The organism is Scytonema hankhaensis NUACC26 (assembly GCF_045865695.1).
Taxonomy (GTDB): Bacteria; Cyanobacteriota; Cyanobacteriia; order Cyanobacteriales; family Nostocaceae; genus Scytonema.
Genome location: NZ_BAACAP010000246.1, coordinates 22,897 through 36,821, shown reverse-complemented (window position 1 = coordinate 36,821; position 13,925 = coordinate 22,897). Strand labels below are relative to the sequence as shown.

The following is a 13,925-nucleotide window of genomic DNA, read 5'->3' as shown; positions in this document are numbered from 1 at the left end:
TATCGTTTTCATATTGAAGATACATAGAAAGAACCTCACCGCAGAAAGGCACCTCCCCTTACCAAGGGTAAAAATAATGTGCAGCTTCATAGAGAATTGGTATTAAATCATGTAATGCATTGAGTAGTTCCTATGTGGAGAAAATCAATCATGACAGAAAATTATGAGTATAAAGTTGGAGGAAGTTTAGGAGAAAATGCGCCCTCTTATGTGTTTAGACAAGCCGACGAAGACCTTTATCACAGTCTAAAAGCGGGAGAATATTGTTATATTTTTAACTCCCGACAAATGGGAAAAACCAGTTTGATTGTTCGGACGATGAATCGACTCAAAGCTGAGGGGTATGCTTGTACATCCCTTGATTTTTCCATGCGCGGTAGTAGCGATATCAAGTCGGAACAATGGTATGCAGGAATAGTTTATAAGCTGATAACTAATTTTGAACTTGGGAATCCAGCGAATTTTCTCCACAATTGGTGGAAAGAAAGGGGTGAGATAACTCCGGTAGAACGCTTGGAAGAATTCATAGAAAATGTATTATTAGCATCTATCAAAAATCAGATAGTTATATTTCTTGATGAAATTGATAGTATTCTTAGCTTAAGTTTTCCCAGAGATGATTTTTTCGCGTTGATTAGAAGTTGCTATGAAAGACGTAATTTGAACAGCGAATATCAAAGGTTGACTTTTGCGTTGGTGGGAGTGGTTACCCCTGGCGATCTAATCGAGGATAAAAGGCGGACACCGTTTAATATTGGTAGAGCAATTCAACTTCATGGGTTCAAGGAAAGTGAAATTGAGCCGTTAGCAAAGGGATTTGATGGGGTGGTGGAAAATCCTTTAGCTTTAATGAAAGAGGTTTTGAATTGGACAGGGGGACAACCTTTTTTAACCCAGAAGGTTTGTAAGTTATTGCGGGATGGGGAAATCAGTAATGGGGAAGTATTGGAATCGATTGTGAGAACTAAAATTATTAAAAATTGGGAAGCCCATGACGAACCGGAGCATTTAAAGACAATCCGGAATAGGATGCTTTTGGGAGAGCAGATTGCAGGGCGGTTTTTAAGATGGTATCAGCAAATATTGTTAACGGGGTATATAGTGGCTGATAATAGTATCGAAAACATGAGGTTTCGCTTAATTGGCTTGGTAGTAAAAGAGGAAAATATCATCAAGCTTTATAATAAAATATATCAGTTAGTTTTTGATTTAAAGTGGGTTGAAAAAGAGTTAGGAAAACTGCGTCCTTATGCAGAAAGTTTTCAAGCGTGGGTAAATAGCAATTATCAAGATGAGTCACGACTGTTGCGGGGACAAGCGTTGCAGGATGCATTGCATTGGGCGGAAGGAAAAAGTTTGAGCGATCGGGATGCAAGGTATTTAGCAGCTTCTCAAGAGTTAAAAAACCTTGAACTAGCGCAAGCTTTAGTGACTCAGGAAGAAAAAAGTAAAATATTAGCAGCAGCGAATGAGAAATTAAACCAAGCAAATGAAACATTGAAGAAATCTCAGCAAATGATGCGATTAGGTTCTGGGTTTTTGATAGTGTCTATTGTGGGAGCGCTCCTTGCTTTGACGCTTATTTACTGTCCGGAGCAGTGAGCGGTTGGTAACTGGTCATTCAAGTTATCTAAAGAAATATTGCCGATATAATTCACAGCTAGGCACAACTTCTTCACCAACTATTTTTACTAACCCCAGCGCATTTAACTTTGAGCGAGTCTTTTTATTTAATTGCGTTGGTTGTGTAGTTGTCACCACCTCTTTCATTGCTGTTTCTAATTCAGGATGTTGTTCTAAAATTGTCTCTAATCGCCGTAAATAGTTGCTGTATATTCCTGTTGTCGAGGGAGAAGTTTGTAAAAGTTGAGTACTAGTTGTATCCTGACGGGCAATATGATACATTGCAAGCCGGACTAGAAACGGATGTCCACCTACCACGAACATCAATTGCTCAACTTCTTTATGACTCCAGTTCAGTTGGTGAAGTTGTGCTAAATATTGTACTTGCTCTGGAGTAAATTCTGGTAATTCTACAGGTAAACCCACGTTAAAAGGCGATTGATTTAAGTTGATTGGTACATAAACTTCCGTAGAGTGGACGATCGCTAACCGCAGTTGTTTCCAAATAGCACGCTGTTTACCTTCTTCGTGGAGTACCCGCAGTAAACCAAAAAAGTCACTGGAAATTTCTGGGTATTCAAAGACTCGATCAACTTCATCTAAACCCAAAGTAACGGGTTTGTTGATTTCTGGGAGCAGATATCGTTCAAAATAATCAACACAGCACAGGTTTCCACCCATGATTTCAGTTAATTCCCAGTACTCTTCCAACTTAAGAGTTAAGTTTAAAGCTCTGGTAACACTGGCACAAAACCATTTGAGAAATGTATCGGTATCGCTAAAACACTTTTGGGCAGCGACTTGTAAACTTAAGTATACAGTTTCATCTCCCTGTTGCTCTGCTCGATCGAGTATCCTTGCGAGTAATGAAGTTTTACCCATTTGTCTGGGTGCTTTAATCCGAATCAAAGAACCAGATTTACGAATTTCCTCGTAACAGCGTGCTTCAATGGGTGGGCGATCGATATAAAATGGAGAACTGACTTCCATCTGTCCCTCTGGATATTCGAGGGAAGTGGGAGATGGGAGATTTACTGGATTAGATCCAATATTAGATGTTTGATTAGATACTTGATTAGATAGGAATTGACTGGGTTCAGCCGATGTCACATTGTCGTTTAAGTTGTCAGAAGAGCTTGGTTGGTTAGGGAAATCTGCATATTCTCGCCAATCTAGACTCAATCTCTCACAAATCTGGATAAAAATCTTACGGTCAACTGGTTTGTGATTAATAAAATTACTAACCGTCGATGCTGCGATTTCTAATTGCTCTGCAAAATTCTGCTGACTAAGAAACTCCCCAAGCAGACGTTGTTGAACTCTTTGTTGTTTATCTTTCCGCAGGATGACCGAGCGTGGCATAAGTGGTTTTGCGAAACGCTACAAGACTATAGTTTATACGATACTTATCACTGGTCGAGCGTTAAGGAAAGATTGGGTTGTCCAAGCGTTGTTTAAGATCGCGGATGGCGGCACTAGTGTTGCGATCGTAGGCAATTTGAATGCATCGGGCGTTCGCGAAGCGCAAGCCGTACCCGGCTTATCGCACTTGGCAAATCAAAGTCTGGAAAATAGCGGCTTTGGGTTTGGAGTTGGTAATCAGCTTCTTGCAACTGGTAAATCAATGGCTGTTGATTTTTGAGGAGCCAAACTTCAGGAACTCTATAGGGCAAATAATCGCTCACATCGGAATAACTAGTGACATCAATTTCGATGACTAAATCGGGAGGCGGGTCTTGTCGCCAGTCGATACGTTTTTTCCCAGATATTGCGATCCAGTTGTCGATGTAGAAACAATAATCTGGCTCAATCCCACTCTCTTGGGGCAAAGTCATGGTCACAGGTGTAAACGCATCATATTCCCACCCATCGCGATCCAATAGTGCTTTCACAATATCGGCGATTAAATTGGCATCCCGTCCATGCACTGGTAAGGGTGACATCAGCAAGACTTCTCCATTGCGATACTTGAGGCGGGGGAGCGAGCCATCTCCCCTTTGGTCACACAAACTCTGATATTCTTCCCAGGTACCAGGTAAGCGCACTACCGACCCTGGAGGTAATTGGATTTTTTCGGGTGAGATGAGGGCAAACATTGCTAGTGGGTTTGATTTACTGCGACTTAATGCAATGATAACGAGATTTGGATTATTTTAATTTTAGCGCTTAGAGAGCCATCGAGCCTTACGTTCCAATTCATGCTTAGTTATCTATAACAATCCTAAATCATTTCTGAACAGTTAGATCCCCGACTTCTCAAAGAAGTCGGGGATCTGGAAGTTGCAAATTTTCACGAATCAGGTAAGATTTCTGTATAATATATTTTGAACTTAAAAAGTTAAACAATTTGTTTTTATAAGCAGTGGTTCAACTTCTTCAATCCTAGGGACATCATCATCTTCCCAATGACAAAAGTCTTCCCAGAGTTCTGGAAATTCTCCAGTGTCAATTGCAAGATAGTTTATGCCCACAACAAAACCAGAACATATTCCTAAATATCTTGCTAACGCTTCATGTCGAATTATGGGTGATGAATAGCTTTCAACTTTAAGTAAAGCCTCATTACGTGGTGAATTTAACAATGAAGTTTCATCACTAATATCATCAGGTTTGCGGAGAATAGTTTCTACTTGGTCAATCGTCATTTCTTTTCCAAAGGCAGTGCATAGCTTGTTTGAATTTCCTCCTTTGATTTGATACTGGGCAGGAAATTTATCAAGTACTTTTCCAGGTTTCCAGTTATCATCTCCACAAGTTGTATACTCATCTAACATTTCACCGTTTTTACTAAGGTAATACCAAAAAATGCTACCATCATAAACATGAACAGCCAAAGCGGAACAGGAAAATATTCTCGACAAGTGATGCGCCAAACAGACTAGAGTAAAGTACGATCCATAACGGTATTGATTTACGATCGCTCTAGCTCTTGAATCTAGCTTAGTTAAATTAGCTACATCTTTTCTATCCGCTCCATCGATAGCGCGATCGTATATGGTTATGAAACCATTGACGTTCGCAGATACATAAGCCTCTCGACTAACTTTAGACAGATAGTTAATTAGATCTTCCCGATGTACTCCTTGTAAAGTGAGATTACCGTATTGGATTCCCATAAGCTCTGTATTTCAATCGTGTGCGATCGCTAAGGTTACAGTATTTAGAGCTGTTGGCATTGCCCACCCTACAAAAATCTAGGCTAAGAGCATCGCAGTACAACTCATTTAATTGTGCGCTGCTGTTACTATGGACGTCATTTTGGGCAAATTAAACATAGGGTTGTACAAACACCTACCTTTTTTTACCTAGTATTACCGGGCATACTACAGTTAGTGATAAACTTATGACTATTTCAAACTCAAAACAGGATTTGCCATTGTTGGTTTCTCGTGTAGAACAACTTGAAGCTGAGCAAAATATCTGGAAAGACAATATTATCTGGCTGAAACGGTATTTTGATGAACTAAAACAAGAATTCAAAAAGAAATTTGAATTACAGGAAATTCAAAGTATGCAGGAGGCGATCGCAAACTTCTCTGTACAGATCGTTCATTTAGAACAGCGCCTGAACCAGTTGTCTCCTTCAAGTAATGATTTAGGTCATTTTGATAATACCAAAGTACCATCTAAGTTTAGCAATAATAATAGTGCTGAAGTAGGCAAGTATTTTGTTGAAGAGCTTGAACAGCAACACAGCGAGCCAGATCTAGTAAACACAGGGGATGTTTCTATAATTACAGATATAGATGAAAGTAATCAAAGTAAGGAAATTAATTTAGCTGCTCAACCACAACAAAGCACAACAGTTTTTACTAATGAAGAATTCAAGTTAGAAAGAATAATGTGGCTACTGAACAAAATTTATGCAGTTGAGGAGAATAGCCAGGAAAAACCTATTACTACCGAAGAATTTTGGAGGCAGTATAACGAAGGAAAACGAGATTTCACAGAAATGAATTTAGCAGGAGTAAATCTTAGTGAAAAATCTTTGGGATATGGTGTTAATTTTAGCAAAGCTAACCTGAGTGGTGCAAATCTTAATCGGATTAGCTGGAAACCATTAAACTTGAGTAATGCAAATTTGAGGGCAGTTGAACTTTGTCAAGCAGACTTATCCGGAACAACCAAATACCAACGCGGAGTAAAATATGTTGATTCTAGAACAAACCTGTGTGGAGCGAATTTAGAAACTGCAAATCTCTATAAGGCAAACTTAGAGTATGCAGACCTCCGTCAGGCAACATTAAAAAAAGCGAACCTTTGTGAAGCCAATCTACATGGAACATTATTAAGTGGTGCTAACTTAAGTGGTGTAAATTTAAGTGGGACAAGTTTGTGGAGTAACGATCTGACTGCAATAGACCTTAGTGAAGCAAACTTAAGTCAGGCAAACTTGAAGCAGGTAAAGTTAATGAGGGCAGACTTGAGAAATGCTAATCTGAGTAAGGCAAAGCTCATGGATGCAAATCTTGAAGGGGCAAGTCTTGAAGGCGCTAATTTCCTGTATGCATATTACAACGAAGCGACTATTTTTCCCATGGGCTTTTATCCATCTGAAGCTGGAGCTTATTTAATTGCTCCTGGTGCATCATTGCAAAATGCTCACTTGACAAGTGCTAATCTCAACAATGCAAACTTGGCAGCAGCAAACCTACAGGGTGCCGATTTGAGTCGAGCCAATTTAAATTCTGCAAACTTGGCAGCAGCAAATCTTTATGGAGCAAGTTTAGTAGAAAGTAATTTGAAAGAAATTAATTTAAGTGAAGCTGTTCTACAAGAAGCTAACCTAAGTCAGGCTAATTTAAGTTTTGCAAATTTGACAGGAGCAAAATTAAGTAATGCAACCCTAATATACACCAATTTAGAAAATACCAATCTAAGTTTGGCAGATCTCAGTACAGCGAATCTGAAAAATGCAAAATTAAATAATACTACTAACTTAAGTGGTGCTAAATTAAATAAAGTTAATTTTGCTGGGGTAACACTACAGGCAAATTTGTCTGGAGCAGATCTGAGTGGAGCTAATTTGTGTGGTGCCAATCTCAATTCAGGAAAGTTAAGTGGGGCAAACCTTTCGTCAGCTGACTTGCGTGGTGCAAGTCTGAAAAATGCAAATTTAGAAAAAGCTAATTTGAAAGATGCTAATCTCGCTGGTGCAAACCTAACTGATACAAAATTTACTGGTGCTATCATGCCAGATGGCAGTATTCATGAGTAACCCGTGAAACGGTTTGAAAATAACTTATTTGATAAGGAAAAGTTAAATGTTGCACTCAGAAATAGCTACCGACGCTGTTCCACAGAAGCCTGACTGTAGGCACGCTGTTGTTATTGGTGGCAGTATTGCTGGATGATTAGTAGCGCGGGTGCTGGCAGACAACTTTGACCGGGTAACCGTTGTTGAGCGCGATCGCTGTTACTAAGTCGTAAAGACTACCTCGTGTAATGTCTTCTGGTACTCGTTATTTGCCAAATCGAGCATTTCCCCAAAAATAGGCGAGAAAGGACGATTTGAGTCCATTGCCGTGTATTCCTCTAACGAAGCCCAATGTCCAAAATTAATGCACGTACTTTTTGTCTTTGAGGTTGGCTTGACTTTTTTAATGTATTTTTATCTTTTTTAAACAAAATATTCATAACATATTTCCTTTAAAAAAGTATTATTACAATGGTAATCATTCAAACAATAGTGCAAAAAACGTCCGAGTTTTTAGTAAAAATGCCAAAGAATTACGCACGCGATCGCCGATTTTTAGAGTCGAGGAGGAATTAATTCCTCTTTCCCTGGTAAAATAAGTGAACATACAGTTATAAGCTCTAATATATAGATATTGCACCTCGAAGCGTGAAAACACCATGACTGGAACAAAGCCAACCCGCACTGTCCGCAGAGGAAGAATATTTCCTGAAATACAATGGACTCCAGAACAAAAAGCGCAACGTCAAGCTGAACGAGAAGCTTTATATCAGCAGGCTCTACCTATTTTTAATAAAGTCAAACCAGAATTAATGCAATCTCATTACAACTGGTATATAACCATTGAACCCAACAGCGGCGAATATTTTCTCGACCGAGATGAAATTCAAGGTGCCTTAAAAGCGCATGAGAAATATCCTAACTGTAAGTTCCATACTTTCCGCATTAACGAGACTCCTGTTTGCGGAACGATATGATACACGGTACTTTTGGTGTTGAGGATGCTTTATTCTTTGAAATAGAATTAATTGCGTCGGATGATATTGGGGTAATAATAGATTCTATGTTCGACACTGGATTTTCTGGGTGGTTGGCGATAAACGACCAAGACATAGACGGGTTTGGTTGGACGTATATTGACCAGAAAAATATGAGAACAGCGCAAGGTGATTCAGTATTTGATATTTATCTGGGAAAAATAAAACTTGACGGTCAAGAATATGACATTCCTGTGCATGTTGGTAAAGACTTAAAAGAAGTTTTACTAGGACGTCAGTGGCTACAAACTAAGCAACTATTAGTAAATATGCCATCGCGTATATTAACTCTAGGTTAATCTTAAGGTTCTGGAAATTCTCCAGTATCAATTGCAAGATAGTTTATACCCATAACAAAACCAGGACGCTGTTTTCACCTCAATAAACTACTGAAATAATAAGTACATTAATTGTCATATTGAATACTAATTTTGGCGTCGAGGTTTTGCTGTAGCAGTGGCTCAGGTAGGTGTAGCGCTAGTCCACTTAGGACTTTATCCTTGAACTGCGATCCATTTCTTCAAACGACAGAAACCAAGTGTTCTGAGGCATTGATAATATAGCCATCCTGAACCCGAATGATTCGTTTTGTTTGTGCAGCAATATCGGGCTCGTGAGTGACAATCACGATCGTAATTCCCTGCTGATTCAGTTGGGTGAGTAAATTCATCACATCTTGCGAGGTCTTTGTATCTAATGCGCCAGTCGGTTCATCGGCTAACAATAGGGCGGGATGATTAACTAGAGCACGGGCGATCGCCACCCGTTGTTGTTGCCCACCTGATAATTGGTTAGGACGGTTCTGGAGCCGCTCGGCTAAACCAACTTGAATAAGTGCCTGGGTTGCCCGTTCTCTACGCTCAGATTTGGGCACGTTTGCATAGACCATAGGCAGCATCACATTCTCAAGTGCAGTGGCACGCGGTAGTAAATTAAACTGCTGAAAGACAAATCCAATGCGTTGATTGCGAACGTAAGCGAGTTCGTCATCATTAAAGGTCGTTAAATCCTCGCCTTCAAACACATAGCGTCCACCATTGGCGCGGTCAAGACAACCCATAATATTCATCAGAGTAGATTTTCCTGAACCAGACGCACCCATGATGGCGACATATTCACCTTCTTCGATGGACAAGTCAATGCCTTTAAGGATAGGAACGGGTGTCTCCCCAAGTTGGTAGTTTTTTGTGATGTTCTCCATCAAAATCATTGCTGTCATAGTTTAGTCGCTCCGTAATGCTGCGATCGGGTCTAACTGAGCTGCGTTGCGTGCCGGGATTACGCCTGCCACTAATCCAACGCCCGTAGATAAGGCAAATCCAAGAATAATTGACCAACTAGAGACAACAAACGGGAAGCTAAACGCTAAGGAACTCACAAAGGCGATGGACACACCGCTACCAGCACCAATGACACCGCCAATGGTGGAAATCGAAACGGCTTCAATCATGAACTGTGTCAAAACGGCAGAATTACTTGCCCCCAGAGCTTTACGGATGCCAATTTCACGGGTGCGTTCTACTACAGACACGAGCATGATGTTGGCAATACCAATGCCACCAACAATCAGAGAAATGCTGGCGATCGCCACGACTAAAATTGTTAAAACTCCAACGACATTAGAAAACGTGCTAATCAAGTCGGCTTGATTCGTAATCCGAAAATCATCATTGTCTGGATTGTAGATGTTGTGTCGCAACCGTAAAATATTTGTTACCTGAAATTGTGCAGCTGTGAGTGCGTTCTGATTTCCACCTTTAATCCAAATCGTATTCACTGAAACGCCCCGAATTGAGTTGTTGCCGACAATGCGCGAGGACATCGTTGTTAGGGGAATCAAAATCGTATCATCCCGATCCATCGGCCCCTGGCTACCCTTGGACTCCAGCACGCCGATAACGCGATAGATCTGGCCTTTTACTCGAATTTTTGCATTTATTGGGCTATTATTGCCAAATAGTTTTCGTTGCACTGTTGTACCAAGCACCGCAACCTGTGCGGCTCGATCCAATTCTTGTTGGGTAAAATAACGTCCGCTTTGAGGATGAGTATTGCGGGCTTCGGGATAATTCATATCAGTCCCGTAAACCGTCGTGTTGGTGTTGGTGCTGCCATAAACTACCTGCGCGGATTGCTGCAATGTAGCAGAGACAACTTTAGCAGAAGGTGCGCCTTTAGCGATCGCTTTGGCATCTTCCCAGGTCAATGTACTGGTTGAACCTGTACCCTGGACAACATTACCATTGCGGGCGGAGCCTGACATCACCTGTAATACGTCGGTTCCTAAAGATTGAATTTGTTGTCCAATGTTCTTCTGAATTCCTTGCCCAATCGATGTAATAGAAGTGACGGATGCAATTCCAATCACAACGCCCAGCATGGTCAATCCAGTTCGGAGTTTGTTACTCCAAAGTGCTTCATTTGCAATCCCGAATACTTCACCAAATGCAATTTTTTGAACTGCTTTTTTCGTTAGCTTTTTCATGATTCAATCTCCTATGATGCGGTCGGTGGAGCAGCATTATTAGCTGATGAATTATTGCTATTGTTGTTGCGATTTCTACCACCTGTTAAATTTCCTAACGGGCCTCTAACTTGTGCTTTTGGCTCCATTCCTTCTGGAAAGCTAATTAATACTCGATCGTCTTTGCTCAGTCCTGATTTCACTTGGGTTTGTTCATCAATAGTGGTTCCGATCTGAACCAATTTAAATACAGACTTTTGGTCTTGACCCAAGACATAGACACCTGTAGCGTTTTGCCGACGGACGATCGCTGCTGACGGAACTAGAAGCGCGTTGTTTAGTTGACCAACCTTAAATTGAACTTCTGTATTGGTTCCAACTTTGAGCAGTTCTTGTGCAGCAGAGTCTAGAGCAACCTTCACCTCAAAGCTCGTTACATTTGAAGTCGTTGTTGCTTGTGCTGCAACTTGACTCACGGTTCCGTTAAAAGTACGCTCCGGATAAGAATCTGCGGCGATCGTGACAGGCTGACCGACTTTCAATTGTGCGATGTTCGCTTCATCCACATAGGCCACAACCTGGTAAGTAAAAGCAAGAGTCAAAATCGAGCTGGAAGCAGAACCTTCTACACTACTGCTTGTTGTAGTTGGGGTGACGAATGAACCCGGATCGGCATATTTTTTCGTGACTATCCCTGAAAAGGGGGCTTTGATGATTGTGTCATCCAACTGCGTTTGAATAGTTTTTAAAGCACCACGGGCAGATTCGACTTGAGTGCGAGCAGCATCAATGTCTTCGGGACGCGCCCCAGCTTTGAGCAACTTTAGAGCTTGTTGGCGTTGTTCAACTTGAGCTCGCGCTTGAGTAATTTCTTCTAAACGAGTCCCTTTACGCTGGAGTGTTAACGCTGCTTGAGCTTGATTGACCGCCGCTTGAGCTGCATCCCGTGCCGATCGTTTCTGTACAACTGTCTGCTGAGAAATTGCACCTTCATTTAATAAACTTTGATTGCGTTGTAAATCGTCTTCTGCAAGTCGTAAGTCTGCCTGAGCTTTACTCAGTTGCGCTTGTGCTTGGGCAATATCTTCCGCTCGGTTACCTGCTTCTAATTGTTGTAGTTTAGCTTGTGCTTCACTCAGTTGGGCTTGCGCTTGAGCGATATCTTCAGATCGATTGCCGTTTAACAGCTTATTCAAATTGGCTTGTTGTTGTGCTAACTGAGCGCGAGCTTGAATCAGTTGTCCCTGAAGGTTCGAGTTATCCATATAAGCAACGATCTGCCCCTCCCGCACGCGATCGCCTTCTTTAACAAGCAACTGTTTGAGATAGCCTGAAGTCTTCGGACTTAAGTTAATCGTGCGTTCCGGTTTAATCGTGCCATTGGCAGCGATCGTAATTGGCAAACTCTTTTGTTGCACCGTCGTAGTCAGCATTTGACTATTTGCACTTTGAGAAGGTGAGATTGCGCGATAGATGCTAAATCCACCCCCCGCTATTCCAACCGCTAACAACAATCCGATCGACCAACGGGTTTTTAGCTGTTTGGGAATGAATTCATACCACGGGGCTAAATGAGGCGAATGGGTTTGAGTTGACACGATCGATCCTCCTTAAAATTGTTGTTTACATTTATGATTGAGCCACCCCAAAATTACAGCTTGCCTACTTTTTAAATTACAATTTTGTAATTTGAGCTAAAGAGTAATCAATCTAAAATGGAACAATAGATGAAGTAATGAATAGTTGTGAACGTTCTGTTTGTCGTTATAGAGACTTTTTAAAACTTTTAGAGACCACAAGTTTCGTTAATCAAAAAGCTTATTTTTTAGTAGAAGTATCAGCATTTGAAAGTTATATACCTCATCATTCTTGTTATGATTGAAGATTTTAATGCGTTTGCCCTACGACAGTCCCAATTCCATCGCACCCCATCCACAAGCAGGATTAGGGCTGACTGCGGTGAAAATAACATTGCGCTGTTGCTGACAATATTTTTCTGATAAGTTCTTAACTAGTAGCGTGTTTGATAAGGAAAAGTTAAATGTTGCACTCCGAAATAGCTACCAACACTGTTCAACAGGAGGCTGTAAGCTGTAGGCACGTCATTGTTATTGGTGGCAGTATTGCTGGATTGTTAGTAGCGCGGGTGCTGGCAGACCACTTTGACCGGGTGACCGTTGTTGAGCGCGATCGCTTTCCCTCTGAACCAGTGCCTCGCCCTGGCGTTCCTCAATCTTACCAACTCCATGTCCTCCTAACTCAGGGGCTACAGATTTTAGAGCAACTCTTTCCGGGATTTAAAGATGAACTGGCTTTTTACGAAGCTCCCACCATAGATTGGACGGCAGATTACCGATGGTTATTGCCCGGTGGTTGGACACCTAACTTTCTCTCTGAGATAACTACCCGTAGTTGCTCCCGAAATTTACTCGAACTTCTTATCAGAAAGCGCTTAACTTCTAACAGTCATGTGGAATTTTTAGAAGCAACTGTTGTAACAAGCTTATTAAGTGATTCTAGCAAAACAGCAGTAACAGGCGTCCGCTTAAGAAATGGCAACGGTGCAGAAACAGAGTTATCGGCTCAGTTAGTTGTAGATGCTAGTGGACGCAATTCTAAAGCGCCTAAGTGGTTGCAAAATTTGGGGTACGATCTGCCAACTGAGACCGCGATTAACTCTTTTTTGGGCTATTCGACTCGCTGGTATCAGTCCCTAACTGGAGAACCCTTTAATTATAAGGTGTTGTACATCATACCTTCCGCTCCAAACCATACAAGGGGAGGTGTGCTTTATCAAGTTGAAGGCAATCGCTGGATAGTTAGTCTCATTGGTGTAGGAAAAGACTATCCCCCCACGGATGAAGCTGGTTTTTTCGACTTTGCCCGAAGTTTGCGAAGCTCGGAGATTTATGAAGCCATTCAAGATGCCCAACCGATCTCTCCCATCTATGGTTACCAGCGTACCGAAAACCGCCTACGTCATTACGAAGGAATGTCACGGTTACCAGAAAACTTCTTGATAGTGGGTGATGCTGTCTGCGCCTTTAATCCCGTTTACGGTCAGGGCATGACCGCAGCAGCACTTGGTGCTTTAACTCTAGATCGGTGCTTAAAGCAACAAAACCTACAGACCTCTAATGGAAATCTCATAGGTCTGCAAATGCGTTTTCAAAAACAACTTAGCAAGGTAAACACAGTACCGTGGTTAGTAGCAACTGGCGATGATTTTCGCTGGCCTACAACTGAGGGAGGTCAACCAAGCCTCACGTTCCGATTCATGCATTGGTATCTCGATCGAGTCATGTTAAGTGCGACTCAGAGTGCAAAAGTGTACAAAGTTCTTATAGAAGTGTTGCATTTGCTCAAGCCACCAACTGCATTGTTCCAACCGAGTATTTTGGCGCAAGTTTTGAGACAGGAGATGAACAGGCGCAGTCACTCCTAGAAGTAATTGCTTTCTATTTGATTTTTGAAATGCACGTAGGGTGGGCAGTGCCCACCACATGATACTTCTGTATAGGACTCCTATTTGATTTTTGAAATGCACGTAGGGTGGGCAGTTCCCACCACATGATACTTCTGTATAGGACTCCTATTTGATTTT

Annotated in this window: 11 protein-coding genes; 5 read left to right on the top strand and 6 right to left on the bottom strand. The window is 41.5% G+C overall.

What is annotated here, in order from left to right; translation table 11 throughout:
- Positions 1-150: 150 nt before the first annotated feature.
- Positions 151-1,602 (top strand): AAA-like domain-containing protein, encoded by a 1,452-nt coding sequence (locus tag ACKTT2_RS43695; protein ID WP_407898427.1) that lies wholly within the window; start codon positions 151-153, stop codon positions 1,600-1,602.
- A 24-nt stretch (positions 1,603-1,626) separates the two neighbouring features.
- Here the strand turns inward: ACKTT2_RS43695 and ACKTT2_RS43690 are convergent, their stop codons facing one another.
- From ACKTT2_RS43690 to ACKTT2_RS43680, 3 genes are all read right to left on the bottom strand, one after another.
- On the bottom strand, positions 1,627-2,985 hold the full coding sequence (locus ACKTT2_RS43690; protein WP_407898425.1) for an AAA-like domain-containing protein: 1,359 nt from the start codon (positions 2,983-2,985) through the stop codon (positions 1,627-1,629).
- Between the two features lie 113 nt (positions 2,986-3,098).
- Positions 3,099-3,719: a Uma2 family endonuclease gene (locus tag ACKTT2_RS43685; RefSeq protein WP_407898423.1), complete on the bottom strand. Its 621-nt coding sequence runs from the start codon at positions 3,717-3,719 to the stop codon at positions 3,099-3,101.
- Between the two features lie 234 nt (positions 3,720-3,953).
- Complete coding sequence (locus ACKTT2_RS43680; RefSeq protein WP_407898421.1) at positions 3,954-4,739, bottom strand: hypothetical protein; 786 nt, start codon at positions 4,737-4,739, stop codon at positions 3,954-3,956.
- A 227-nt stretch (positions 4,740-4,966) separates the two neighbouring features.
- On the opposite strand from ACKTT2_RS43680, the gene ACKTT2_RS43675 reads away from it, so the two are divergent.
- The 3 genes from ACKTT2_RS43675 to ACKTT2_RS43665 all read left to right on the top strand — a co-directional run bounded on the left by ACKTT2_RS43675 (position 4,967) and on the right by ACKTT2_RS43665 (position 8,156).
- Positions 4,967-6,841 carry a pentapeptide repeat-containing protein gene (locus ACKTT2_RS43675; RefSeq protein ID WP_407898419.1) on the top strand — a complete coding sequence of 625 codons (1,875 nt, stop codon included), beginning with the start codon at positions 4,967-4,969 and terminating at the stop codon, positions 6,839-6,841.
- A 638-nt stretch (positions 6,842-7,479) separates the two neighbouring features.
- The gene (locus ACKTT2_RS43670; protein WP_407898417.1) at positions 7,480-7,797 is read left to right on the top strand and encodes a hypothetical protein; all 318 of its coding nucleotides are present in this window, start codon (positions 7,480-7,482) and stop codon (positions 7,795-7,797) included.
- Positions 7,782-8,156 (top strand): aspartyl protease, encoded by a 375-nt coding sequence (locus ACKTT2_RS43665; RefSeq protein WP_407898415.1) that lies wholly within the window; start codon positions 7,782-7,784, stop codon positions 8,154-8,156. The genes ACKTT2_RS43670 and ACKTT2_RS43665 overlap by 16 nt, the downstream gene beginning before the upstream one ends.
- A gap of 221 nt (positions 8,157-8,377) precedes the next feature.
- Here the strand turns inward: ACKTT2_RS43665 and ACKTT2_RS43660 are convergent, their stop codons facing one another.
- Genes ACKTT2_RS43660 through ACKTT2_RS43650 form a run of 3 tightly spaced genes read right to left on the bottom strand, consistent with a single transcriptional unit; the run spans position 8,378 to position 11,919 of the window.
- Positions 8,378-9,076, bottom strand: a complete 699-nt coding sequence (locus ACKTT2_RS43660; protein WP_407898413.1) for an ABC transporter ATP-binding protein — start codon at positions 9,074-9,076, stop codon at positions 8,378-8,380.
- A 3-nt stretch (positions 9,077-9,079) separates the two neighbouring features.
- The gene (locus ACKTT2_RS43655) at positions 9,080-10,342 is read right to left on the bottom strand and encodes an ABC transporter permease (protein WP_407898411.1); all 1,263 of its coding nucleotides are present in this window, start codon (positions 10,340-10,342) and stop codon (positions 9,080-9,082) included.
- An 11-nt stretch (positions 10,343-10,353) separates the two neighbouring features.
- Positions 10,354-11,919 carry an efflux RND transporter periplasmic adaptor subunit gene (locus ACKTT2_RS43650; protein WP_407898409.1) on the bottom strand — a complete coding sequence of 522 codons (1,566 nt, stop codon included), beginning with the start codon at positions 11,917-11,919 and terminating at the stop codon, positions 10,354-10,356.
- A gap of 443 nt (positions 11,920-12,362) precedes the next feature.
- Here ACKTT2_RS43650 and ACKTT2_RS43645 point away from each other — a divergent pair, with 443 nt between their 5' ends.
- Complete coding sequence (locus tag ACKTT2_RS43645; protein WP_407898407.1) at positions 12,363-13,766, top strand: FAD-dependent oxidoreductase; 1,404 nt, start codon at positions 12,363-12,365, stop codon at positions 13,764-13,766.
- Positions 13,767-13,925 lie beyond the last annotated feature (159 nt).

Excerpts from the sequence above, each read along its gene's own strand:
- ACKTT2_RS43695 (WP_407898427.1), top strand. The coding sequence starts at position 151 with ATGACAGAAAATTATGAGTATAAAGTTGGAGGAAGTTTAGGAGAAAAT.
- ACKTT2_RS43655 (WP_407898411.1), bottom strand. The coding sequence starts at position 10,342 with ATGAAAAAGCTAACGAAAAAAGCAGTTCAAAAAATTGCATTTGGTGAA.
- ACKTT2_RS43675 (WP_407898419.1), top strand. The coding sequence starts at position 4,967 with ATGACTATTTCAAACTCAAAACAGGATTTGCCATTGTTGGTTTCTCGT.
- ACKTT2_RS43690 (WP_407898425.1), bottom strand. The coding sequence starts at position 2,985 with ATGCCACGCTCGGTCATCCTGCGGAAAGATAAACAACAAAGAGTTCAA.
- ACKTT2_RS43685 (WP_407898423.1), bottom strand. The coding sequence starts at position 3,719 with ATGTTTGCCCTCATCTCACCCGAAAAAATCCAATTACCTCCAGGGTCG.
- ACKTT2_RS43645 (WP_407898407.1), top strand. The coding sequence starts at position 12,363 with ATGTTGCACTCCGAAATAGCTACCAACACTGTTCAACAGGAGGCTGTA.
- ACKTT2_RS43680 (WP_407898421.1), bottom strand. The coding sequence starts at position 4,739 with ATGGGAATCCAATACGGTAATCTCACTTTACAAGGAGTACATCGGGAA.
- ACKTT2_RS43660 (WP_407898413.1), bottom strand. The coding sequence starts at position 9,076 with ATGACAGCAATGATTTTGATGGAGAACATCACAAAAAACTACCAACTT.
- ACKTT2_RS43670 (WP_407898417.1), top strand. The coding sequence starts at position 7,480 with ATGACTGGAACAAAGCCAACCCGCACTGTCCGCAGAGGAAGAATATTT.